Here is a 20,791-nt window from a genome sequence, read left to right on the forward strand (position 1 = left end):
CTGTATCCAAATCATGTCTACACTCTCTGCCCTCGCTCGTCCCGAACTCGCCACGCAGCCCGTTTACGAGCCTGGGAAACCGATAGAAGATGTTGCGCGTGAACTCGGGCTGGCCGTCGCGGACATCACGAAACTCGCGTCCAACGAAAATCCCTTTGGTCCTTCGCCGCTTGGGATAGCCGCTGCTCAGCACGCCCTCACACACAGCGAGCTGTACCCAGACGGCGACTGTGTCGCGCTACGTGCGCGGCTCGCCGCGTACTGGCAGCTCTCGCCGCGCGCATTCGTCGTGGGTAACGGCTCTAACGAAATCATTGAGCTGCTCGGTCATGCGTTTCTGCGACCGGGCGACGAGGTGGTGATGGGGAGCTGTGCGTTTGTCGTCTACAAGCTCGTCTCGCTGCTCTTTGGCGCGAAGCCGGTGGAGGTGCCGATGCGTGCGGACTTCGCGCACGACCTAGATGCCATGCTCGCCGCCGTCACGGCCCACACGCGGCTCGTATTCGTCGCCAGTCCGAATAACCCGACAGGTCGTGCACACAGCCAAGCCGAGCTTCTCGCCTTCGCGCGCGCACTGCCCCCGCATGTCGTCCTCTGCATCGACGAAGCCTATGCGGAATACCTCGACCCGGCTGCGGCTCCCGATTTGTGCGAGTTGATTGCTGAGGGTCGGCACGTCATTTGCCTGCGCACCTTTTCCAAGGTTTACGGATTAGCCGGGCTGCGGATTGGCTACGGTTACGCGAGCGAAGAGCTGGTGGGGCTCCTCAACCGCGTGCGCCAGCCGTTTAATGTGAATGCGATTTCTCAAGCGGCGGCGCGGGCCGCACTCGACGACGTGGATTTTGTCGCACGCTGCCGTCGCGAGAATGCGCGCGGGCTGCGCCAACTGGAGGTGGGCTTGGCTGAGCGCGGCGTCGAGTTTGTGGCGAGTGCGGCAAACTTCATCCTGCTGAAAGTCGGCGACGGCGTGCGCTGTTTTCAGTGGATGCAGACGCAGGGGATGATCGTTCGCCCTGTGGCCAGCTACGGGCTGCCTGAGTGGATTCGGCTAACAGTCGGCACCGCTGCGCAGAACGCGCGTTTCCTCTCTCTGCTCGACGAGTTTTTGGCGAAGGCCAGGAGCTAGGTTTCGCGCTTTTGACCGGAGGCGGATTCAGGTGAAAGCAAAGGAAGCAGCTCACTGAGCGCTCGCAGCTGCGCGGCGGAGCCGGTCGTTGATTGCGGTGCTTAGCGGCCCCTCAGGGGCGAGCTCGGCATGGATGGTTTTGAAGCCCTGCGCGTCGAGCGTGCGCAGTGTGGCAAAGAGCGCCCGGGCGGCCTCGGCTTGGTCGTTGTTGTCCGTTAGCCAAGCGCGGTGGGCGTCGGTGCGGGGCCAGTCGGCTGGCGGCTTTTGGAAATAGAGGAGTGCCTCATCGGGCTGCGCTGCGCTCGCCAGCCTAGGCGGGATTTTTTCGTAAAGGACGACGCGTGCGCGCGGGCTGTAGTGGCGGCTGAGTAAGCCGGGGGCGATTTTTGGCGATTCGTCTACCTCATTCGAGTTGGGCGTTTGGGAAAAGTCCTCGACCCGCACAGCGGCGACTTGGCTTAGCTCGGCTGCGCTGATCGCGCCCGGTCGCAGGATTCGCAGCTGTTGCTCGTTGCGGGCGTCGAGGATAGTCGATTCGAGCCCGATTGCGCAGGGGCCACCGTCGAGGATTGCGAAGATTTTTCCGCCGAGTCCCGCCTTTACGTGTGCGGCGCGAGTCGGGCTTACGTAGCCGAAAGGGTTCGCACTCGGCGCGGCGAGCGGGACTGCGCAGGCGCTTAACAGCGCGAGGAAAAGTGGGTGCTGCGGCATCCTGACCGCCACGCTGTCGCGGCCGGCGGTGACGATTGCGGGCACGGCGGGCCTTTTCGGAAGGACGAGTGTGAGTGGCCCGGGCCAAAACGCGGCCGCGAGTTTCTGTGCGAGCGGCCCTGCATGCGCGAGCGTGGTGAGCTGTGCCAGTTCGCAGATGTGGACGATTAAGGGGTCAGTCTTGGGGCGGGCTTTGGCGGCAAAAATCTTTTCGCAAGCGCTGGCGTCGAGCGCGTGAGCGGCGAGCCCGTAAACGGTCTCGCTCGGCACTGCGACGAGCTCGCCCGCCTGCAAGAGCCGCGCGAGCCGTGCGAGGTTGCGCGGTGTTGGGCGGTAAATGCGGGTGCGCGGGGCGTGCGTTGGCGAGCGAGGCATGGGCTGTTGTTGGTGTGGCGACACAAAAAAGCCGGTGCTGCGTTTTGTGCAGTCCCGGCGTGGTGTGCTGGAGCGCGGCTGAGCGGATAAGTGCTTAAAGCGCGAGCAAGGTGTTGCGCGATTGCTTGATGGTGCGGGTGACGGCGCGCTGCTGCTTGGCGGAGAGGTGCGTGTATTTGCGCGGGAGGATCTTGCCGGTGTCGGTCACGTAGCGGCTCATCAGCTCGGGCGCGGTGAAGGGGAACTTCTCGGGTGTCAGGCTCTGCTGTTGCGAGGACTGCGTTTCTTCGGAGGTGCTCATGGATGCGTTTCTGGGAGAGACAAAAATAGTGGGCACGGAGCAGACGCGGGCGCACGCCGAGCTGTCAACTGCGCATTTTCCTAGCGCAGGCGAGCAGGTCAGCCTTGACCGGCGGCGAGCCTCTGCGCGTTTATGACGCTTCTGCTGACTGGGGTCGTAGCTCAATTGGATAGAGCTGCTCCGTCCTAAGGAGAGGGTTGTGGGTTCGACTCCCGCCGACCCCAGCGCGCAGTCGCAGGCGGCTTCACAGTCGCGGACTGCTTCATTTTACGGCGCGCTGCGAGTTGCACTTCCAGTTGCGGGCGGTCAGTCGGAGTTGAGGAAGGCGGGCAACGTGGCCGTTTTTATTTCACGTTCGCGTAGTGGCCGCGAGCGCCTACTACAGGTGCCACCATGCCCCATCCAGACTACCTCAACTCTCTTTTTGGCTTAAGCGGTAAGGTCGCGGTCGTGATTGGGGGGACGGGCGAGCTTTGTGGTGCGATGGCGGAGGGGCTTGCCGGGGCGGGTGCGGAGGTCGTCCTTGTCGGGCGCAATGCGGATAAGGCACAGGCCAGGCTTGAGAAAATCGCGGCGATCGGAGGCAAGGGCTGGTTTCACGCAGCGGAGGCGACGAGCCGCAGCCAGCTCGAGGCCTTGCGCGATGCCGTCCTCGCGCGCAGTGGGCGGATCGACATCGTGATTAACGGTGCGGGGGTGAACTCGGCGACGCCGTTCTTTGAAATCACGGAGGAGGAGTTTGAGCGGATCGTGCAGGTGAATTTGAAGAGCGTTTTCCTGGGCTGCCAAGTGTTCGGGAAGTATCTCGTCGAGCGGGCGGCGGGCGGCGGCGACAAGAGCGGTCGCCTGGGTGGAGCAATTATTAACCTCGGCTCGATGTCGGCGGTGGTGCCGCTCTCGCGGGTTTTTACTTACTCGGCGACGAAGAGTGCGGTGCACAATCTCTCGCTCAATCTCGCGCGCGAATGGGCCCCGCATGGGGTGCGGGTAAACGTAATTGTCCCCGGGTTTTTCCCCGCTGAGCAAAACCGGAAGGTCTTAACCCCAGAGCGTGTGGCGAGCATCCTCGGGCACACGCCTGCGAAACGTTTCGGCGAGCCGCGCGAACTCATCGGCGCGACGCTGCTCCTCGCGAGCGACGCGGCGGGCTCCTTTATCACGGGGGAGGAGTTGATCGTCGATGGCGGCTACCACGCGATGACGATTTGATAGGCGTGAGTGTGTTTTCCTCCCCCGCGCGGCCGCGCCCTTATCGTTAATCTCTCTCCCCATGAAAAAAGCCCCCTTCATTCACGACGATTTTTTGCTCCACACGGATGCGGCGCGCGACCTCTACCATAATTTTGCCAAGAACGAGCCGATCTACGACTACCACTGCCACATCCCGCAGCGACTGATTTTGGAGAATCACCAGTTTGAGGACATCGCGGAGATCTGGCTCGGAGGCGACCACTACAAGTGGCGTGCCATGCGGGCCAACGGCGTGGACGAGCGCTTCATCACGGGGGCCGCCTCGCCGCGCGAGAAGTTTGCCGCGTGGTGTGCGACTGTCCCTCACACGCTGCGCAATCCGCTCTACCATTGGTCGCATCTGGAGCTCGCCCGCTATTTTGGAATCACCGAGCTGATTAACTCCGAATCGGCGGACCGGATTTGGGATGCGGCTAACGAGCGGCTCGCGGGGCTGCGCGTGCACGACATCCTCGCAGCCAACAAAGTCGCTGTCGTTTGCACGACTGACGACCCGGCCTGCTCACTTGAGGCGCACGCTGAAATCAACCGCAGCGCGGCGATTAAGACCCGAGTCTACCCGACCTTCCGGCCCGACAATGCGCTGATTGTCGATCGGCCCGTCGCGTTTAACGCGTGGTGCGAAAAGCTCGGTGGCGCCGCGGGGATACCGGTCAACTCGTTCGACGATTTTCTCACGGCACTCGACCGCCGCCATGCGGCGTTTCACGAAGTCGGCGGTCGGCTCTCCGACCACGGGATGGAAGCGGCCTTTGCTGCGCCGTGCACTCCTGCGGAGGCGGCGGCGATTTTTAAAAACGCGCGCGCGGGCCGCGCGGCCACACTCGAGGAATGCGCGAAGTTTAGCGCTTACCTCATGCTGGAGTTTGGCCGCTGGGATGCGCGGCGCGGCTGGGCGAAACAACTGCATCTCGGTGCGCTGCGAAACAATAACCGCCGCCTACTTGCGGCGCTTGGCCCAGATACCGGCTTCGATTCGATTGGCGACCTGCCGCAAGCGAGTGCACTGAGTCGTTATCTCGACTCGCTTGATGCGACGGGTGAGCTGCCGCGCACGGTCATTTACAACCTCAACCCCGCCGAGAACTACGTCTTCGGAGCGATGATTGGGAATTTCCAAGACGGCAGCATCCCCGGGAAAATCCAGCTCGGCTCGGGCTGGTGGTTCCTCGACCAAAAGGAAGCGATGGAGTGGCAGATTAACGCGCTCTCAAATCTTGGGCTCTTGAGCCGCTTCGTCGGCATGCTCACGGACTCGCGCAGCTTTCTTAGCTATCCGCGCCACGAGTATTTCCGCAGAACGCTTTGTGGGCTGCTCGGTGCCGACATGGCGCGCGGCGAACTGCCCGATGACCGCGAACTTGTGGGCGGGATGGTGCGCAACATCTGCTTTGCGAATGCGCGCGACTACTTCCGCTTAGAGCTCGAGCCGAGTTACGCGGCGTAGCGGCGCGAGCTGGGTCATGCGGCGATCCGCTCGGCGAAAAGCGTGCTGAGTGCTGGCCGCGCGATTTGGGCCTGCGGCTGCGGCGCTTGCCAGAGTTGGGCACGGAGCCGCTCCAAAAAGCGACGCGGCAAATCGGGCGAATCAAGCTCTCCCAGCGCGTGCAGGGGCTGCGTCGTTGCGGGCAGGCCCAGCCACTCGAGGACGCCCCAGATCCCTGCTCGTTCGTACACGGCATCGAGCTGCGCCCAGGCCGCGCTGCCTGTGTCGCGAAGCTCAAATTGCTCTGCTAGAAAAACCGTGAGCACTGGCGTACGCCGCAGCTCGGGAAGCAGCGCGGGGCAGTGTGCGGCAGCGAAGAGCGCACTCACGCGGTTGAACTCGAAGTTTTCGATAAACTCGCGCTCCGGCGGCGGTACGAAACCGAGGTAGCAGGCCCAGTGCGTTTCGTGCCCGGGGCGACTGAGCTCGAGCGAGGCGCTTTCCAAGAGCGCGGCATCCAGGCGGATGGGGATCCACTCGCCGTCGTAGTTTTTTTCGAGCCGCACATCGGGCCATGCCGTGATCCGATGCCGCACGCCGTAATGCGCCCAGTGAAGAGAGAGCGGCAGCGCGACCGCTTTGGGTGAATGGCGTGAAGGGCGCGAATTGCGCGCAGTGCCTAAGATAAAGGAGGCGCGACGAAGCGCGTTGGCGGGGCGGGGATTGATGATCATGCCGAGAGCTTAGCGGGTGGGGTGGGACATTGGTTGTCCTAGGCTACGAAATTTCTCTAAAAAAAACCGCATGCCTCCCGCTCCACGCAGCACTGCCGCTCCCGCCGCTTCGCAACTCTCGCGGCCTCCGCTTGAGCGTATGCTAAAAATCCACGCTCAGTTGCGCCGTGGCGCACGTGTGAACGGCACGCAGCTTGCCGAGCAGATCGAAGTTTCGCGTAAGACCATTGTCCGCGACATCGCCTTCATGCGCGACCGGCTCGACCTGCCGATCGCATTCGACCCGCAGCTCAACACCTATCGTTATACGCACCAAGTCGAAGCCTTCCCGACCGTAAACGTGACCGAGGGGGAGCTCCTCGCTCTCCTCGTCGCGCAGCGCGCACTAGAGCAGTACCGGGGCACGCCCTTTCACCGGCAGCTCTCCATCGCGTTTGAAAAACTCACCAGCAACCTGCGCGACCAGATTTCTTTTTCGCCGAGTGAGGAGTTCCACGCCGTCTCTTTTAAAAACATCGGGACGAGTAAGACCGACCTCACCCTTTTCAACGCGCTCAGCACTGCCGTCCAGCAGCAGGAGGAAGTTCAGTTCGAGTACCGGAAGCCGGGGAGCGCCGCCACCACGCACAGTGCCGAGCCCAGCTCGGGGGAAAAAGGGGCCGAGCCCGCATCACTCGTTCGGCATGTGCGCCCCTACCATTTGGCGAACCGCGAAAACCTCTGGTACTTGATTGGCTACGACCTCGACCGGCAGGCGTTGCGGACCTTTGCACTGCCGCGAATCTCGGCGCTTAAGCGAGCGAGGCGGCACTTTGAGCGACCGGCGGACTTCTCACCAGAGCAGTTTTTCGCCAACGCACTCGGAGTACTCGGCGGTGCGGGAGATTGGCAGGTGCGTATCCGGTTTTCCGCTACCGTAGCTGAGCGTGTCAGCGAGCGCGAGTGGCACGACTCGCAGGAGCTGCGTGCGCTCCCCGATGGTACGCTCGAGCTAAGCCTCCGGCTCGGTGCCCTCGAAGAGGTTGAACAATGGGTTTTGAGCTGGGGCGCGCATGCTGAAGTGCTCGGGCCACCTGAGCTGCGCACAAAGATGCAGGCCACCGCCAAAAAACTCGTCGCTATCTATAAGTAGCCTAGCCAGCTTTGCGGCTCTCTATGGGTAACAGTTTTGGAACGCTTTTTCGGATTACGACTTGGGGCGAAAGCCACGGCGCAGGTGTGGGCGTAGTGATTGATGGTTGCCCGCCAAATCTGCCGCTTACGGCGGCGGAGATTCAGGCGGAGCTCGACAGGCGCCGCCCCGGGCAAAGCGCAATCGTCACTCCGCGCAAGGAAGCGGATGCGCTCGAAATCCTTTCCGGCCTCTATGAAGGCCGCACGACTGGCACGCCCCTCTCGCTGCTTGTGCGCAATACCGACCAACGCCCCTCGTCTTACGACGAGATGGTCGAAAAATTCCGCCCCTCGCATGCCGACTACACCTACCAGACGAAGTACGGGCGGCGGGATCCGCGCGGCGGGGGCCGCAGCTCGGCACGCGAGACGATCGGGCGCGTGGCGGCGGGCGCGATTGCCAAAAAGATTTTGAGCCTAACTGGCGGCGTGGAAATCCGCGCCTACGTCGCGCAAGTCCACGACATCGCGATGGCTGCGCGGGCGGATTTCCCGAGCTTGGCAGAGGTCGAGGCGACTGCGGTGCGCTGCCCAGACGCAGCGACTGCGGAGCGGATGATTGCGCGTATCAAAGAAGTCCGCTCTCAGGGCGACTCGGTCGGCGGCGTTGTCGAGTGCCGGGTGCGCGGGCTACCGGTGGGCTTGGGCGAGCCGGTTTTTGACCGCTTGGAGGCCGACCTTGCGAAGGCGATGCTCTCACTCCCTGCAAGTAAGGGCTTCGAGGTTGGCAGCGGTTTTGGTGGCGTGCAGCTAAAGGGCTCCGAGCACAACGACCCCTTCGTGATGCGCGAGGGCCGCGTGCGCACTACGAGTAATCGCTCGGGTGGCGTGCAGGGCGGCATTAGCAACGGCGAGGAGTTGTTCTTCCGCACGGCCTTTAAGCCGACCGCCACGATTTTGCAGCCGCAGCAGACCGTGACGATCAGAGGAGAAAATACCGAACTCGCCGCGCGTGGGCGGCACGATCCCTGCGTGCTGCCACGTGCCGTGCCCATCGTCGAGGCGATGGCGGCACTCGTACTGCTCGACCACTGGATGCGCCACAGCGCACAGAACCGGACGTTTCCGTTTTAATAAAACCCTATCGCTTCCGCTCCCATGACCGCCGCCCTTCCCGTCGATTCGCTGCCTGATGGATTTTCTGCGAATGCCCAGAAACCGCTCGTGTACTTCATCCTCGGGGCGAGTGGTTCGGGGCGGCACGCCATCGCCAGCGAGTTGGCTGCGGTTGCGCGCGAGGGCGGCGGCGGGAGTACGCACGTCGTTGAAGTGATGGGGGAGACTTGGCCAGACTGGCCGCAGGGCGCTGTGGCGCAGGTCTTTGTGGTCGCTGACGGGCGGCGAAATCCAGTTGACCAAGTCGAAGCGCTAAAACCGTGGATTGAGGCGCACGGGGCTGCGCTCGGGCGCATCCTCTGCGTAGTGAGTTGCCAATTGGCGGCGAGCACTCCGGCTCTGCTCCCGTGGTTCGATGCCTGTGTACACTTCAGTGATGTGGTGCTGCTCAACCATCGTGAGGGAGTGGAAAACCGCTGGGTGTCGGATTTTAAAAAACGCTACGCTGAGCGGTTTTATCCCTGTCTCTTTGAGTTCGTGAAAAAGGGCCAAGTCACCAATCCGCTTGTCGTGATCGAGCCGCAGGCGCGGCGTATCAGCCAGTATTTTGACGAGCGCGAAGACCCGGTAGTCGAGGGGCTCATTATCGAAACCGATACGCCGGACAGCGATGATGACGATGCGGACGAAGCCGGTGCGCCCGCTGAGGATTTTTACTTAGCGCGCCGGGCCGGCGGTCGCCGCCTGCACGAGATACCCGACATCGCCAAGTGCCTGTAGCGGCACTTGGCCGCAGCGGCAGCTAAGGGCGGCTGAGGGCCGCGGCAGCCCGGCACTTGGCCTTAGGCGGGGATTGCGGATACCGCCTCGACGAAGGCGCGCGCCTTAGCGGTGATGGAGGCCCAGTCCTTTTCTTTGAGTGCCTTCGCCTCGACGAGTGAACTGCCCGCCGCCGTGGCAAAGGCGCCGGCCTTTAAAAAGTCAGCTACGTTGGCAGGCGTCACGCCGCCGGTGGGGACGATCTCAATTTGCGGAAGCGGGCCTTTGATCGATTTGATATAGGCGGGGCCGAAGAACTCGGCGGGGAACACTTTAGCGGCGTCGGCTCCGGCCTCCCACGCGTTGACGATTTCAGTCGGAGTAAAGGCGCCGCAGAAAATCGGCACGCTGTAGCGGCGGCATAGCGTGATGACATCGGGCCGGAGCGCGGGCGTAACGATGAATTTCGCTCCGGCGAGGATTCCGGCGCGCGCGGTTTCGGCATCAAGTACGGTGCCGAGGCCAAAGAGGAAGTCCGGCAGCTCGGTCGTGGCCTTTTCAAGCATGCGAATCGCCCCCGGAGTGGTCATCGTAAGCTCGATACTGGTGAGTCCACCAGCGGCGAGGGCTTTGGCGCAGTCGAGGAGCCCGTCAGAGTTTTCGGCGCGGATCAGGGCGACGACTTTTTCGGCACGGAGTTTAGAAAGCACGGCGTCTTTTTTCATGAGAAATCGGGGTGCGCTTACGCAACGGGGCTGTGGGGCGTGAGCGAGGAAAATCAATTATTCTTGCACAGCGAAAGCGCTGCGGCTGTCTTTGGCGCGCTCTCGCGTTTGGCGCGAGGACGCTTTGCCCAGGTGGTGGAATTGGTAGACACGCAGGTCTCAGAAGCCTGTGCCGAAAGGTGTTCGGGTTCGAGTCCCGATCTGGGCAGGCCGTCAGGCAAGCCCGCAAAAGGGAAACGGCCCACGACCGTCCGCGAAGTAAATGCCAGAAGGCCACAGCCCTCCACTGCGCGTGAGGCACTTTTCCACTACGCGTGGGGCGGCGGTCAGTGACCGCTTCCATTCAATTTGGGGATTGGCCCCGTCGCTTCGCGACGAAACCAATCCCCAAATTTGAAAGCATTCCCCCTGTCGCGTTGCGACAGGGAGAGGAAAGTAGAGTGATAACCCGTTTGGGCGAGGTGGGAAAAATCACCAGTAAACTCCCTCCTCCAAGTTTGGGTTCCTTTCTACAGAGCCGCTTGGCCGCTGTGCGAATGCACGGCAACCAAGCGGCTCTGTAAATGGTTGCAGCGATGGACGGCGGGCCAACGAGCCCGCCGCCAAATAAACACAGCCTGCGGCTGCGCCCCACGCGCAGTGGAGCTTTGTGACTTCTGACACTGAGAATGCGCCGTTAATTCATTTGTGACAAAAGACTAAGTGATTTCACCAAAACGATTTTGACTAATAGGCATTTCCCCCCACCTTTCGCCCCGCTTGTTTGCTAGGTGAAGGCCCCCGCCTACGCTTTCTGACCTGCGATGGGTGCCGCCCTCCCGCCCCCTGCGCCTTTCCCAAATCTGAAACCCTCCCCCAGAAGATTGCGCCCCGAAACATTAACCGCTCATTTGGGAGAACCACCAATTACAAAACGTAAAAAATTAATGGGGTTCTTTAGTTTTTTAATCATATTAACAAATTAAAACAAAATGAAAAAACAGCTTCTTGTATCTGCCCTTGTGGGGCTTGCCGGTTTTATAACTGCACAAGGGCAAAACGTAAACATCCCAGATCGGAACTTTAAAGCGTATTTAATTCAAAACCGTGCTATTAACACCAACGGCGATGGTGAAATTTCGGTAGCCGAAGCACAAGCCTTTACTGGAGTCATTGACTGTAGTAGGAGAAACATTTATAACCTTTCCGGAATTGAAGCCTTTGTTAATATAAAATTATTGGCTTGCTATGGTAATCAACTGCGTAGTTTGGATGTAAGCCACAATACGGTTTTAAGAGTATTGGATTGTCATGATAATGAACTAAGTCGTTTGGATGTAAGTAGCAATACGGCTTTAACAGAATTGCTTTGCCATGATAATCAACTAAGTCATTTGGATGTGCGCCGCAATGCGGCTTTAACAGTATTGGATTGTCATGATAATCAGCTAAGTCGTTTGGATGTACACCATAATACGGCCTTAAGAGTATTAGATTGTCATAATAATCAACTAAGTAGTTTGTTTGTAAGCCGCAATACGGTTTTGACAGAATTAATTTGTTATAATAATCAACTAAGTCATTTGGATGTAAGCCGCAATACGGCTTTAACAGTATTGGATTGTCATGAAAATCAACTGCGTAGTTTGGATGTAAGTAGCAATAAAGCTTTAAGAGTATTGGACTGTCATAATAATCACCTAAGTGATTTGTATGTAGACCGTAATACGGCTTTAAGAATATTGATTTGTTATAATAATCAACTAAGTCGTTTGGATGTACAGCGCAGTGCGGCTTTAACAGTATTGGATTGTCATGATAATCAAATAAGTGGTTTAGATTTACACCACAATAAGGCTTTAAGAGTATTGGATTGTTCCTTTAATGAACTAATCAATTTGAACCTTAAAAACGGAAATAATAAAAGTATATCTGCTGATAAAATTGATCTAAGAGGTAATCCCCAGCTTCGTCTTATTGAGGTGGACGATGTGGGGTATAGTAACGCGTATTGGTCGTTTTATAAAGACGTTACGGCTCGTTTTATTCACTAATTGAGTTAAGCCCAGTTTCGATTAAAGCGGGCGTAGCATAGCCTGAAATTTCCTTATCGAAGAAAATGGCCGCATCGCCGGTGATTTTTATTGGGCGGGCCGATGCAAGGTAAATGTCAGAAGGCCACAGAGCTCCACTGCGCGTGAGGCACTTTCCCACTACGCGTGGGGCGGCGGTCAGTGACCGCTTCCATTCAATTTGGGATTTCCCATCGCGCTATCGCGCGAAAGCGAAATCCCCAAATTTGAAAGCATTCCCCCCTGTCGCGTTGCGACAGGGAGAGGAATGGAAAGTAGAGTGATAACCCGTTTGGGCGAGGTGGGAAAAATCACCAGTAAAGCTTCGTCCCAAAATTTGGGCTCCTTTTCACAGGGACGCTTGGCTGCTGTGCGAATGCACGGCAACCAAGCGGCTCTGTAAATGGGTGCAGCGACACGCTGCCGCCCCACGCGTAGTGGCGATGGACGGCGGGGCAACGAGCCCGCCGTCAAATAAAACAGCCTGAGGCTGCGCTCGTGGCGCGCTGAATTGAACGGACCTGATCGGCGAAGGAGACGCGGGCTTAGTCCGCGAAGGACACGGGGGAGCCGGTATCGATTGACTCGTAGAGTTTGTGCCGACCCGTCATTGCCGCGTTGGCTTTGGCACAGTGTCCTCAACGGGTTTGCGCCTGCTCGGGATCCCCTCGTCGCAAATGCCGCGAGCGTGCCAGCGGGCCGGGCAGCAGGTAGTCGCCCTGCATAAGCGGCAAGGTCAGTGGGGTGAAACTGACCTCCAAGTCCAGTCCGGCGTCTAACCAGGCCCGCCAGATGAGCAGGGTGCAGTAGGTGCCTGCCGGGTCGGCCAAGCGAAACGTTAACCCGCGCGCAGCCAGTGCCTGCTCGATGGCTTGCGCGCGTTGTTCCGGTGACGCTTGTACGTGATAGACGGCGTGGGTCTGGCTGCGAGCGGGGTCGAGGAAAAACGCGAGCTCATCGATAACCACGCCATCGTCGCGGCCGGGGACCTCGGACGGTACGGCGTGTATTACCTGCCAGGCGCCGGGCGCGCCGAGCAGCATGCCGACGTGGCTGAATTCGCCGCCGTCTACGCTGAGCACCACGGCGCTATCCAAACTCGTGCCGCGCCGAAATATCAGGTCGCCGGGTTGGGCCTCGGGGGGAAGCGCTTGCGCACATGTGGCGGGCAGCAATACCGCGAGGAGCGACAATGCCAAGCCCGCCAACAGATGGCGGCGCAGCATTACCAGGGAGCGCGGAACAAGGAGTAAAGTACTCACACCGCAGGTGTTGCGGCCTCGGGCGATTCGCCGCGCCTACTTGGCCACTCGGCTTGTTCAGGGCGCATCCTTACCCAAATACGCACCTGCCATTTTTTGTCATTGCGGAGCAACTCAACCGATTCGGTATGCTCTTTGCCGTTGCCGAAGGTCACCTTCACCTTCACCTTGGCCTCGTTTTCTTTTTCGAAGCTGGTTTCCAGCACCTCGATTTTTTTCAGGCCGTCGTTAGCCCTAGCCCGCCCGGCGATTTCGTTGATCATCGTATTCACCTTGCCTTTGGCCTGCGCCATTTGATCGGCGGGAGTTTCTTTAAAATACATGAGCTTGAGGACGGCGTCAACGTTGGCCGCGGCGGCAGCTTTGTAATAGGCTTGTGCGACGTCTTCGGGCTTGTCGGACGCGCCGCAGGCGGTCAGCGCCAATACAGTCAATGACAGCCAGAAGAGGCGGATGAGGCGGGTAGCAGACATAAAAACTCCTGTTAAGTAGAGGGATAAGGTAGCTAAAGAAACAGCGTCGGCGCGAGTAATGCTGTACAGATTGTGCGAAGTCAATTTTCGCGATGAGCGCATTGGGGTTTGGATGCCGTCAGCTTGGCGCGGCTCGGTGCGCACGATGTTACTCTGCGTGGGTTCGAGCATCTTCAGGTCGAGCGCGCCTTTATCTCCGCAGATTTGCCAGACGGTGCTCGGGGGCAGTGAGGAGAACTCGGCGCGTTCGTGGCGCGCTGAATTGAGCGGGCTTACTCCGCGAAGGACACGGGGGAGCCGGTGTCGATTGATTCGTAGAGTTTGTCAGCGATGCGGGCGAAGAGCAGGGCTTCTTTGAGCGTGGTGTTGGGTTTGCGCTTATCTACGATGGCTTCGACAAAGTCGCGAACGACTTCGTCGTGCTCGTGGCCTCGGGTACCGGGCTCGCCTTCCCAAAGGACGCGGGTCTGGATGCCGCCGCCTTGGCGGGGCTCGGTCAGCACGATGTTACTCTGGGTCGGCTCCAGCATTTTCAGGTCGAGCGCGCCTTTATCTCCGCAGATTTGCCAGAGGGTGGTCGGGGGCAGTGAGGAGAACTCGGCGCGTTCGTAAGTGAGGACGCAGCCTTCGGCGAAGGTGACCAGCGCGGTGATGTGTGTCTCGGCGTCGGAGCCTTCGGCGGCGTAGGCCTTGAAGGCGGTGGGTACGGGCCACGCTTTGGCTAGGGCGAACTGCGGGGTAAGCTGGAAGTCGAGCATGCCGAGTAGGTAGTCGAGGTCGTAGCAGCCCCAGTTGACGAAGATGCCGCCGCCGTTGAGGTCACGGCGCAAGCGCCAAGGCGGTGGCGGAGAGGTCGGGGCGTCGTCGGCGGGCTTAAAGACAGCGCGGCAGGTGATAGTGCGAATGGTGCCGAGTCCGCCCCCGCGGATATAATCGGCCGCGGCCTTGGCGGAGGCGAACGAGCGGAAGCGCGATGAGCAGCAGGCCCCGACACGGTCGCCTTGAGCTTCGACGAGCGTGCGAGCTTCGGCGAGGTTCATCGCCACGGGTTTTTCAACGAGGACGTGCTTGCCGTGTTTAAAGGCTTCGAGCGCGAGGGGCGTGCGCAGGTTTGTGGGGAGGGCGAGGATGACGGCGTGAATCTCGGGGTCGGCGAAGAGCTCGCTCGCGTCGGTGCTCCAGCGGGGCACTGCGTGGTCTTGCGCGGTCTTTTGCGCAACTTCGGGGCGCACGTCGCAAACGGCGACTGCGCGGGCGGTTTTGAGTTTGGCAATCCCGCGCAGGTGTTGCTGCGCAATGACGCCACATCCGATGACGGCTATGTTTAACATGGGGAGAGGAAGGGATAGAGCGAGGGCGCTGCTCGGGCAGGGGAAAGAGGAGCCGCGCTGTGTGTGGGGGAGCAGCGACTGATGCAGAGCGTGTAAGCGAATGCAAGTGGGCGTGCTTACGTGGTACTGCTCATAGGGGCCTGCGGCGAGCGTGCGCAGCACACGTGAGTGGCGAGCCGCGAGCCAGATGCTTCGCGTTTTCAAACGCGCGCCGCGCTAATACGCTTTTTTCCCACTACGCGTGGGGCGGCAGGCTGTGCCTGCACCCGTTCAATTTGGGATTTCGCCTCGCGCTATCGCGCGAAAGCGAAATCCCAAATTTGAAAGCATTCCCCCTGTCGCGTTGCGACAGGGAGTGATAACCCGTTTGGGCGAAGTGGGGAAAATCACCAGTAAACTCTCCGCCTCCAAGTTTGGGTTCCTTTCTACCGAGCGCTTGGCTGCCGTGCGCATGCACGGCAGCCAAGCGCTCGGTAAACGGGTGCAGCGACACGCTGCCGCCCCACGCGTAGTGGAAAAGTGCTCCGGCTCGGGTCTGCGCGCGTTTGAAACGGGAGCCGCTCCTAGGGCATTCACGACGCTGGGCTTGGGCGCTCAAAAGTGGTGAGCGGCCGGGGCGTGTTTCAGGTTGCGGGGAGGAGCTCTTTCACGGTCTCGGCGATCTTCGTGAGCGGTGTGGTTTTTTCGAGGTAGCGGTCGATCAAGTCCTTGAGGGTTTTGTCGACGACTTCGCCGTCGAAGAGCACGCCGGTGAGTAGGATGACGGGGGTGGTGGGGCAGAGGGTTTTGATTTCTTTAATCATCTCGAAGCCATCGCCGTCGTCGAGTTGGAGGTCAGAGATGACGAGGTCGGGTGCTTCTTTGCGCACTTCGCGCAGGGCTTCGTGCACGCCGGAGGCGGCGTGCACGCGGTAGCCGTTGGTCTTGAGGAAGTGGCTGAGGAGGTCGCGGATGGGGGCTTCGTCGTCGATGAGAAGGAGGTACTGTGGTTTCATAAGCTCTGCCGTTCCAAGTAGTGGGTGTTGGGTGTGGAAACAGGGTTGGGGGTTGGGCGGTGCGGCGCGGCTGTGCGCTCGCGGCAAGTCGTGGCTGTGTGGGCGCGGGTGCGTTTAGCTGTGTGCGGTGAGGCGCAGGGTGAGGATGCCGCCGATGATTTTGTTTTGATCGCGCAAGGGGTAGAGCGAGACGCGGGCATGGGCTTCGCGGCCCTCGCTGCCTAGGGCGAGGCCGGCTTGGTCGACGAGGTCGCGCCCGTCTTTCATCGCATCGGCGATGCGTTTGTTGAGCGCGTCGGGGCTGGGGGCGCTGGGGGTTTCGCCCGTGCCGGTGAGGCGCACGAGTTTGTCGAAGGGTTCCTTGACCAGTTCGGCGGCGTCCCAGCCGCTGAAGCGCAGCACAGCCGTATTCACGCGGGTGATGTGTCCGGCTTTGGTGAGGACGATAACGAGGTCGCTGATGCACTCGACGATGCGGTGGTTATAGTGGAGCTGGTGCTCGAGGGCTTGGTTGGCCCACTGGCGTTCGAGGTTGTCGAGCGAGAGTTGTTGGTTGGCCGCTTGGAGTTCGGCAGTGCGTTCTTGGACTTTTACTTCGAGTTGGGCGTTTGCCTCTTCGAGGGCGGTGGCGGCGCGGCGGCGGTTGGCGAGGTCGTCGCGGATGAGCCAGCCAGCCGCTCCGAGGAGGAGCAGGTCGAGGACAACGCCCGACCAGATGGACCAGCGGGTGGACTGGACTTGGAGGTAGAGCTGGGTGTCGCGCTCGGTCAGGCGTGTGAGGAGCTCGGACTTTACATAGGCGAGGCCTTGCTCGATCTGGCCGAGCGTGTCGGAGCGTGCGAAGCTGTCTAGCTCGTGGCGCAGGGTGGGGAGGGTCTTGGCTTGGCGGGCGGTGACGATTTTGCGCGCGACTTCGGTGTGCGATTCGCTCAGGGAGTCGATTTCCTGGAGGCGTGCGTGCAGCTCGGGCTCGCTGTGCTCGTCGGCCATGAGGAGCGCGAGCTCGAGCTCGCTGCGCATGGCGCCTAGGGCGCGGTTGAGGGTGAGCAGGTCTCCCGACTCGCCAGTGGCGGCATAGGCGCGCAGGCAGGCTTCACTGCGGAGGAGCCCGCTGCGTGTGTTGTCGATGCGGTCAATGAGCGAGTGCGTGTGGTTTACCCAGTCGCTGGCTTCGGCGGTGAGCCGGATGTTGCGCACGGCGAGGAGCGCGATGGCGATGAGTACCGCGCTAATAAAGAGGAAGACGTAGGCGAGGCGTTTGAGGGTGGCGTCTTTCATGACGTGTGAGGCGTGTGCGGTGGCGGTGAGTTGGGGCGTAGCGGCGGTGGTGATAGGCCGTGCGTTTAGGGGTAGCGTTTGGCGTCGGGGTCGAGGTGTGGGGGGCGGGTTTTTACAACGGTGTAAACGGCGCGCTTGAGGTAGTCGTCGTAGCTAAAGGTGAACTCTTGGGCGAAGGTCCAGTTGGCACGAAAGGAGGCGGCGACTTTGTTAGCGACCTCGCGAATGCGGGGCTTGGACTTGGTGAGGTTAAAGAAGTAACTGCGGTTGTTGTAGTCGAGGTACACGCGGGAGTCATCCACATAGCAGATAGCGTGGCCGGCTTTGTAGCCGGCCATTTCTACGCGGATGAGGCGGGTTTTATAGCCGTGGTGTTTGAGGACGTAGTCGGCGAGTGCGGCGTAGTCGATGCAGTCGCCGGCTTCTTGCGCGAGAAACTGGTTGGGGTTGATGACATCGAAGAAGGGGTCGCTATCAAAGCGGAAGTCGGTGAAGTGATCGGCAAAGCGCTTGGGCGTCATCTTTGGGTCATTGAGCAATTCGTCGAGCGTCACGGCCCGAAGCGCTGTGCCTGCTAGCGTCACGAGTGCTGCCACGAGCGCGAGTGCGCCGAGGGGAAACGCTGTCCGCGCGAGCGTGGTTCGGGGGCGATGGCGCGGCAGCAGAGCGCGGGGGGCAGGCGACGACATGCGCGCCAGTTGTGCCGCCTAGCGCGGCAATTTCCAGTGTGTTTTCTCCGGGGCTATTGTGGGGAGCGTAGGGGGCCTTACTGAGCGTAAAGTTTTGGGCGGGCGGGAGAGGCGGTCAGTGACCGCAGCCATTTACGCTGGCGCGACCCTACTCAGCCCCAAGGCAGTCTGGCTCGCTGCGGTCAGAGGGGGAACCGGCCCGCTCGAGGGTAAGTTTGCCGTTGGGCAGGCGGGCGAGAGTGGCGATAGCGTCGCCCTCGATTGAGCCGAGGAGGATCAGCCCGCGCGAGTAGCCGAAGTCTTTGTAAAAGAGGGCGAGGTTTCCCCAAGGCGCGTAGTAGGCGACAGAGCCCAGCTCCGGGTCGCTGCCTGCGGGGGCGTCGTGGGTTGTGAGCTTGCGCGGCAAATAGGCGATTTTCTCCGTGCCGGCGTAGTCGTTTAGGTCGAGCGTGAGAGGCAGTTGTGCGAAAAGGTCGCGGGCGGTGGGCGTGTCGAGCAGCGTTGCGGCTAAGGTGGTGCTGGCAGTTTTGAGCAGGATTTTCATAGGGGCAGTTTCAGATTCCGGCCGTGCGGAAAACGGGGTTATTGCGAACAGCAGGCAGAGGATTTTGGCGAAGCGGCTCAGCGGAAGAGTGCGGCTGTGCTCAGTGTGTGGCGTGGCTGGCATGGGGCGAGTTTACCAAATCCGCTGCGCCGAAGGGCTAGTCCGATACGCTGTGTTTCTTGCCTATTCCTCTAGGCGGCGGCTTCGTAAATGGCGCTGGCGTCTCGTTTTTTTGAGCAATAAGTGCTGCGTGGAGACCGTGGTAGCGCAGCGAATACTGCGCATTTAAGGCGCGGTTTTTGTAAAAACTCCGTGCGCTCGCGGCGAGTTTCGTTAGGCAAGCGTGTTACCCATGACTCAAACGAAAACTCCCCTACGCGTCGCGGTGACTGGTGCCGCCGGCCAAATCTCCTACTCGCTGCTATTTCGCATCGCCTCAGGGGCGATGTTTGGCCCCGAGCAGCCGGTCATCCTCCAGCTTTTGGAAATCCCTAACGAGAAGGCGATGAAGGCCCTCGAAGGGGTGGCGATGGAGCTCGACGACTGCGCCTTCCCGCTGCTGCGCGGACTCGTGCTCAGTGACGATCCGCGCGTCGCGTTTAAGGACGCGAATTGGTCGCTGCTCGTCGGCGCAAAGCCGCGTGGGCCGGGCATGGAGCGCGCCGACCTCCTCAAGGACAATGGCAAGATCTTCACCGTGCAGGGCCAGATCATCGACGAAGTCGCCGCCGAAGATGCCCGCGTGGCCGTCGTGGGCAACCCCGCCAACACCAACTGTATGATCGCCGCCTCGAAAGCGCGCCGACTCACCCCCGATCGCTTCACCGCGATGGTGCGGCTCGACCAAAATCGCGCCCAAGCCCAGCTCGCCAAAAAGGCCGGCGTCGCGCTTACCGAGGTTCAAAGCATTTTCATCTACGGCAACCACAGCCCCACGATGTTCCCCGCCTTCGCGCAAGCGACGATCGGCGGTAAAGCCGCCCGCGAGGTCATCGGCGACGACGCTTGGCTCCAAGGCGAGTTTTGCGAAACCGTCGGCAAACGCGGTGCCGCGATCATCGCCGCACGCGGGCTCTCCTCAGCCGCCTCAGCGGCCAACGCACTCGTCGACCACGTTCACGACCTGATGACGCCGGGCGCCATTCACTCGGTCGCCGTTAAGGGCGCGACGCACTACGGCTTCGATGCCAATGTGTGGGCCGGCGTGCCCGTGCGCACCACGACTCCCGGCAGCTACGAAATTATCGAAGGCTACGCGATGGACGACTTCGCGAAGTCCAAAATCGCCGCGACTAACAAGGAGCTCACCGACGAGCGGGCAATGGTCGCCGAGCTCCTCGGCACCTAACGCCCTCGCCGACTCCCACTCCTTTTCCCACTGCGCGTGGTGCGGTGGCGTGTCGCCACTGCCATTTAAATCACGATTTGGCCCGGAGGCGTTGCCTCCGGCCGCAAATCGTGATTTTGAATAAGCCCTCCGTTCCTGTGCAACGCACAGGGTGGAATGCTTTCAAATTTGGGATTTCGTTGGCGCGCAACAGCGCGCGTCGAAATCCCAAATTGAACGGGTGCAGGCACAGCCTGCCGCCCCACGCGTAGTGGAAAAAAAGCGCAGCAGCGCGGCTCGCGTAGTGGGGCTCGGCTGTAATGGGTTTCTCGCAGCGAGCTGTGTCTCAAAGCCTGCTGCCCTTGTCGTTTTCAGTTCGCTTCGGCTCATGCGCTGCAATTGAAATGGCCTATGCCCAACGCTATGCCCGCCAGTGTGATTGCCGATTTGCGTTTCATCGGTCTGGAAAGCGCTTCGGTGAAATCGCTAAGCGGGTTCAATAAGAAGCGCCACACGCTGCCCGACTCGGCAAATGCAACGACCAACGCCTTTCTCGCCCGACTGTGTGCGCCCGAGTTGGCGGAGCGGGGCGAGGCCTTGTTTCAGGCAGTGCGTGAAGCGATGGGCTACAAGCGACGGGAGGTTTCCCTAAGCATTGATGCCGACGGCGGGCTCGCGCGGCTCAGCGCGCGGGATTTTTCGCTAGAGCTTTTTTACGAGCTCGAGCCGAGCTCGCCCGAATTTTACCTTTTTAGGCAAACGCTGCTCGACGCAAAAACAAGCGAGCTGCTCCACAACGCCGCCTTTAACGAAGTCTTTGCGGGAACGTTTTCCGAATTGTCGTTCACGCTGCAAAAGGGCGTGCAGGTCGAGGCAGTGATCGATGCAGTCGAAGGTTTGGACGAGGTCGGTAACGCGGCCCACTCGCCCCTACGGGTGACTTATCCTTCGGATTGCAGCGTGTGCGAAATCGCAGTCGCAGGAGTCGAAGCGCGTGTGCGTTGCACGGGAGCAAGCATCGATATGATTTTCCCGCGTGCGGGTTCGCCCTTGGAGCTTTTACAGGAGTTCGCCGCTGTGCGCTCGGCCTTCAGCTTGAGCGAATTGCTGCGCGGCCTAGTCGAGTAGTTATTTCGCAATTACAGCTGAGCTCCACTACGCGTGGGGCGGCAGGCTGTGCCTGCAACCATTTAGATTTTGG

At 60.5% G+C, this 20,791-nt stretch carries 21 protein-coding genes and 2 tRNA genes; 12 read left to right on the top strand and 11 right to left on the bottom strand.

Going from position 1 to position 20,791, the window contains the following annotated elements:
• Window positions 1-13 precede the first annotated feature (13 nt).
• Window positions 14-1,129 (top strand): histidinol-phosphate transaminase, encoded by a 1,116-nt coding sequence (hisC, locus tag AXK12_RS02320; protein ID WP_068711162.1) that lies wholly within the window; start codon window positions 14-16, stop codon window positions 1,127-1,129.
• Window positions 1,130-1,180: 51 nt separating this feature from the next.
• Here hisC and AXK12_RS02325 read toward each other — a convergent pair whose 3' ends face one another.
• Together AXK12_RS02325 and rpsR are read right to left on the bottom strand one after the other, a co-directional pair.
• Window positions 1,181-2,215, bottom strand: a complete 1,035-nt coding sequence (locus AXK12_RS02325) for an L-threonylcarbamoyladenylate synthase (protein WP_068711192.1) — start codon at window positions 2,213-2,215, stop codon at window positions 1,181-1,183.
• 94 nt (window positions 2,216-2,309) lie between these two features.
• Window positions 2,310-2,516 (bottom strand): bS18 family ribosomal protein, encoded by a 207-nt coding sequence (gene rpsR / locus AXK12_RS02330; RefSeq protein ID WP_068711163.1) that lies wholly within the window; start codon window positions 2,514-2,516, stop codon window positions 2,310-2,312.
• 150 nt (window positions 2,517-2,666) lie between these two features.
• On the opposite strand from rpsR, the gene AXK12_RS02335 reads away from it, so the two are divergent.
• The 3 genes from AXK12_RS02335 (at window position 2,667) to uxaC (ending at window position 5,214) form a co-directional block, all read left to right on the top strand.
• A tRNA-Arg gene (locus AXK12_RS02335) sits at window positions 2,667-2,740 on the top strand.
• Window positions 2,741-2,909: 169 nt separating this feature from the next.
• Window positions 2,910-3,725 carry an SDR family oxidoreductase gene (locus AXK12_RS02340; protein ID WP_068711164.1) on the top strand — a complete coding sequence of 272 codons (816 nt, stop codon included), beginning with the start codon at window positions 2,910-2,912 and terminating at the stop codon, window positions 3,723-3,725.
• Between the two features lie 61 nt (window positions 3,726-3,786).
• Window positions 3,787-5,214 carry a glucuronate isomerase gene (gene uxaC, locus AXK12_RS02345; RefSeq protein WP_068711165.1) on the top strand — a complete coding sequence of 476 codons (1,428 nt, stop codon included), beginning with the start codon at window positions 3,787-3,789 and terminating at the stop codon, window positions 5,212-5,214.
• A gap of 14 nt (window positions 5,215-5,228) precedes the next feature.
• On the opposite strand, the gene AXK12_RS02350 is transcribed toward uxaC, so the two are convergent.
• Entirely contained in the window at window positions 5,229-5,927 is a 699-nt protein-coding gene (locus AXK12_RS02350) for a hypothetical protein (protein WP_068711166.1), read from the bottom strand.
• Between the two features lie 70 nt (window positions 5,928-5,997).
• Here AXK12_RS02350 and AXK12_RS02355 point away from each other — a divergent pair, with 70 nt between their 5' ends.
• From AXK12_RS02355 to AXK12_RS02365, 3 genes are read left to right on the top strand one after another with little or no spacing between them, the layout of a single operon-like run.
• Entirely contained in the window at window positions 5,998-7,059 is a 1,062-nt protein-coding gene (locus AXK12_RS02355; RefSeq protein ID WP_082782579.1) for a helix-turn-helix transcriptional regulator, read from the top strand.
• A 23-nt stretch (window positions 7,060-7,082) separates the two neighbouring features.
• Entirely contained in the window at window positions 7,083-8,174 is a 1,092-nt protein-coding gene (gene aroC, locus AXK12_RS02360) for a chorismate synthase (protein ID WP_068711168.1), read from the top strand.
• A 24-nt stretch (window positions 8,175-8,198) separates the two neighbouring features.
• Entirely contained in the window at window positions 8,199-8,936 is a 738-nt protein-coding gene (locus tag AXK12_RS02365) for a hypothetical protein (RefSeq protein ID WP_068711169.1), read from the top strand.
• A 62-nt stretch (window positions 8,937-8,998) separates the two neighbouring features.
• Here the strand turns inward: AXK12_RS02365 and AXK12_RS02370 are convergent, their stop codons facing one another.
• On the bottom strand, window positions 8,999-9,640 hold the full coding sequence (locus tag AXK12_RS02370) for a bifunctional 4-hydroxy-2-oxoglutarate aldolase/2-dehydro-3-deoxy-phosphogluconate aldolase (RefSeq protein WP_068711170.1): 642 nt from the start codon (window positions 9,638-9,640) through the stop codon (window positions 8,999-9,001).
• Window positions 9,641-9,766: 126 nt separating this feature from the next.
• Here AXK12_RS02370 and AXK12_RS02375 point away from each other — a divergent pair.
• Window positions 9,767-9,848: transfer RNA gene (locus tag AXK12_RS02375), tRNA-Leu, on the top strand.
• A 763-nt stretch (window positions 9,849-10,611) separates the two neighbouring features.
• Window positions 10,612-11,673 carry a leucine-rich repeat domain-containing protein gene (locus tag AXK12_RS08810; protein WP_156468797.1) on the top strand — a complete coding sequence of 354 codons (1,062 nt, stop codon included), beginning with the start codon at window positions 10,612-10,614 and terminating at the stop codon, window positions 11,671-11,673.
• Between the two features lie 656 nt (window positions 11,674-12,329).
• On the opposite strand, the gene AXK12_RS02380 is transcribed toward AXK12_RS08810, so the two are convergent.
• From AXK12_RS02380 to AXK12_RS02390, 3 genes are all read right to left on the bottom strand, one after another.
• Window positions 12,330-12,917 carry a YiiX/YebB-like N1pC/P60 family cysteine hydrolase gene (locus tag AXK12_RS02380; protein WP_068711193.1) on the bottom strand — a complete coding sequence of 196 codons (588 nt, stop codon included), beginning with the start codon at window positions 12,915-12,917 and terminating at the stop codon, window positions 12,330-12,332.
• Between the two features lie 32 nt (window positions 12,918-12,949).
• Entirely contained in the window at window positions 12,950-13,597 is a 648-nt protein-coding gene (locus AXK12_RS02385; protein ID WP_068711171.1) for a DUF4878 domain-containing protein, read from the bottom strand.
• Window positions 13,598-13,698: 101 nt separating this feature from the next.
• Window positions 13,699-14,757: a Gfo/Idh/MocA family protein gene (locus tag AXK12_RS02390; RefSeq protein ID WP_068711172.1), complete on the bottom strand. Its 1,059-nt coding sequence runs from the start codon at window positions 14,755-14,757 to the stop codon at window positions 13,699-13,701.
• A 355-nt stretch (window positions 14,758-15,112) separates the two neighbouring features.
• Here AXK12_RS02390 and AXK12_RS02395 point away from each other — a divergent pair, with 355 nt between their 5' ends.
• Window positions 15,113-15,364: a hypothetical protein gene (locus AXK12_RS02395; protein ID WP_156468798.1), complete on the top strand. Its 252-nt coding sequence runs from the start codon at window positions 15,113-15,115 to the stop codon at window positions 15,362-15,364.
• A gap of 16 nt (window positions 15,365-15,380) precedes the next feature.
• Here AXK12_RS02395 and AXK12_RS02400 read toward each other — a convergent pair whose 3' ends face one another.
• The 4 genes from AXK12_RS02400 to AXK12_RS02415 form a co-directional block, all read right to left on the bottom strand.
• The gene (locus tag AXK12_RS02400) at window positions 15,381-15,752 is read right to left on the bottom strand and encodes a response regulator (protein ID WP_068711174.1); all 372 of its coding nucleotides are present in this window, start codon (window positions 15,750-15,752) and stop codon (window positions 15,381-15,383) included.
• Window positions 15,753-15,866: 114 nt separating this feature from the next.
• Window positions 15,867-17,030 (bottom strand): CHASE3 domain-containing protein, encoded by a 1,164-nt coding sequence (locus tag AXK12_RS02405; protein WP_068711175.1) that lies wholly within the window; start codon window positions 17,028-17,030, stop codon window positions 15,867-15,869.
• 65 nt (window positions 17,031-17,095) lie between these two features.
• On the bottom strand, window positions 17,096-17,719 hold the full coding sequence (locus tag AXK12_RS02410; RefSeq protein WP_068711176.1) for a transglutaminase-like domain-containing protein: 624 nt from the start codon (window positions 17,717-17,719) through the stop codon (window positions 17,096-17,098).
• A gap of 148 nt (window positions 17,720-17,867) precedes the next feature.
• Window positions 17,868-18,263 carry a cyclophilin-like fold protein gene (locus AXK12_RS02415; protein ID WP_068711177.1) on the bottom strand — a complete coding sequence of 132 codons (396 nt, stop codon included), beginning with the start codon at window positions 18,261-18,263 and terminating at the stop codon, window positions 17,868-17,870.
• A gap of 352 nt (window positions 18,264-18,615) precedes the next feature.
• On the opposite strand from AXK12_RS02415, the gene AXK12_RS02420 reads away from it, so the two are divergent.
• Together AXK12_RS02420 and AXK12_RS02430 are read left to right on the top strand one after the other, a co-directional pair.
• A complete protein-coding gene (locus AXK12_RS02420; RefSeq protein WP_068711178.1) occupies window positions 18,616-19,611 on the top strand; it encodes a malate dehydrogenase in 996 nt (331 codons plus the stop codon).
• A 390-nt stretch (window positions 19,612-20,001) separates the two neighbouring features.
• Complete coding sequence (locus tag AXK12_RS02430; protein ID WP_068711180.1) at window positions 20,002-20,718, top strand: hypothetical protein; 717 nt, start codon at window positions 20,002-20,004, stop codon at window positions 20,716-20,718.
• Window positions 20,719-20,791: the final 73 nt, after the last annotated feature.

This window comes from Cephaloticoccus capnophilus, from assembly GCF_001580045.1.
Lineage (GTDB): Bacteria > Verrucomicrobiota > Verrucomicrobiia > Opitutales > Opitutaceae > Cephaloticoccus > Cephaloticoccus capnophilus.

Bases quoted from the DNA above. Each gene is read 5' to 3' on its own strand.
- hisC (WP_068711162.1), top strand. From the start codon at position 14: ATGTCTACACTCTCTGCCCTCGCTCGTCCCGAACTCGCCACGCAGCCC.
- AXK12_RS02325 (WP_068711192.1), bottom strand. From the start codon at position 2,215: ATGCCTCGCTCGCCAACGCACGCCCCGCGCACCCGCATTTACCGCCCA.
- rpsR (WP_068711163.1), bottom strand. From the start codon at position 2,516: ATGAGCACCTCCGAAGAAACGCAGTCCTCGCAACAGCAGAGCCTGACA.
- AXK12_RS02340 (WP_068711164.1), top strand. From the start codon at position 2,910: ATGCCCCATCCAGACTACCTCAACTCTCTTTTTGGCTTAAGCGGTAAG.
- uxaC (WP_068711165.1), top strand. From the start codon at position 3,787: ATGAAAAAAGCCCCCTTCATTCACGACGATTTTTTGCTCCACACGGAT.
- AXK12_RS02350 (WP_068711166.1), bottom strand. From the start codon at position 5,927: ATGATCATCAATCCCCGCCCCGCCAACGCGCTTCGTCGCGCCTCCTTT.
- AXK12_RS02355 (WP_082782579.1), top strand. From the start codon at position 5,998: ATGCCTCCCGCTCCACGCAGCACTGCCGCTCCCGCCGCTTCGCAACTC.
- aroC (WP_068711168.1), top strand. From the start codon at position 7,083: ATGGGTAACAGTTTTGGAACGCTTTTTCGGATTACGACTTGGGGCGAA.
- AXK12_RS02365 (WP_068711169.1), top strand. From the start codon at position 8,199: ATGACCGCCGCCCTTCCCGTCGATTCGCTGCCTGATGGATTTTCTGCG.
- AXK12_RS02370 (WP_068711170.1), bottom strand. From the start codon at position 9,640: ATGAAAAAAGACGCCGTGCTTTCTAAACTCCGTGCCGAAAAAGTCGTC.
- AXK12_RS08810 (WP_156468797.1), top strand. From the start codon at position 10,612: ATGAAAAAACAGCTTCTTGTATCTGCCCTTGTGGGGCTTGCCGGTTTT.
- AXK12_RS02380 (WP_068711193.1), bottom strand. From the start codon at position 12,917: ATGCTGCGCCGCCATCTGTTGGCGGGCTTGGCATTGTCGCTCCTCGCG.
- AXK12_RS02385 (WP_068711171.1), bottom strand. From the start codon at position 13,597: ATGCTCGAACCCACGCAGAGTAACATCGTGCGCACCGAGCCGCGCCAA.
- AXK12_RS02390 (WP_068711172.1), bottom strand. From the start codon at position 14,757: ATGTTAAACATAGCCGTCATCGGATGTGGCGTCATTGCGCAGCAACAC.
- AXK12_RS02400 (WP_068711174.1), bottom strand. From the start codon at position 15,752: ATGAAACCACAGTACCTCCTTCTCATCGACGACGAAGCCCCCATCCGC.
- AXK12_RS02405 (WP_068711175.1), bottom strand. From the start codon at position 17,030: ATGAAAGACGCCACCCTCAAACGCCTCGCCTACGTCTTCCTCTTTATT.
- AXK12_RS02410 (WP_068711176.1), bottom strand. From the start codon at position 17,719: ATGTCGTCGCCTGCCCCCCGCGCTCTGCTGCCGCGCCATCGCCCCCGA.
- AXK12_RS02415 (WP_068711177.1), bottom strand. From the start codon at position 18,263: ATGAAAATCCTGCTCAAAACTGCCAGCACCACCTTAGCCGCAACGCTG.
- AXK12_RS02420 (WP_068711178.1), top strand. From the start codon at position 18,616: ATGACTCAAACGAAAACTCCCCTACGCGTCGCGGTGACTGGTGCCGCC.
- AXK12_RS02430 (WP_068711180.1), top strand. From the start codon at position 20,002: ATGCCCAACGCTATGCCCGCCAGTGTGATTGCCGATTTGCGTTTCATC.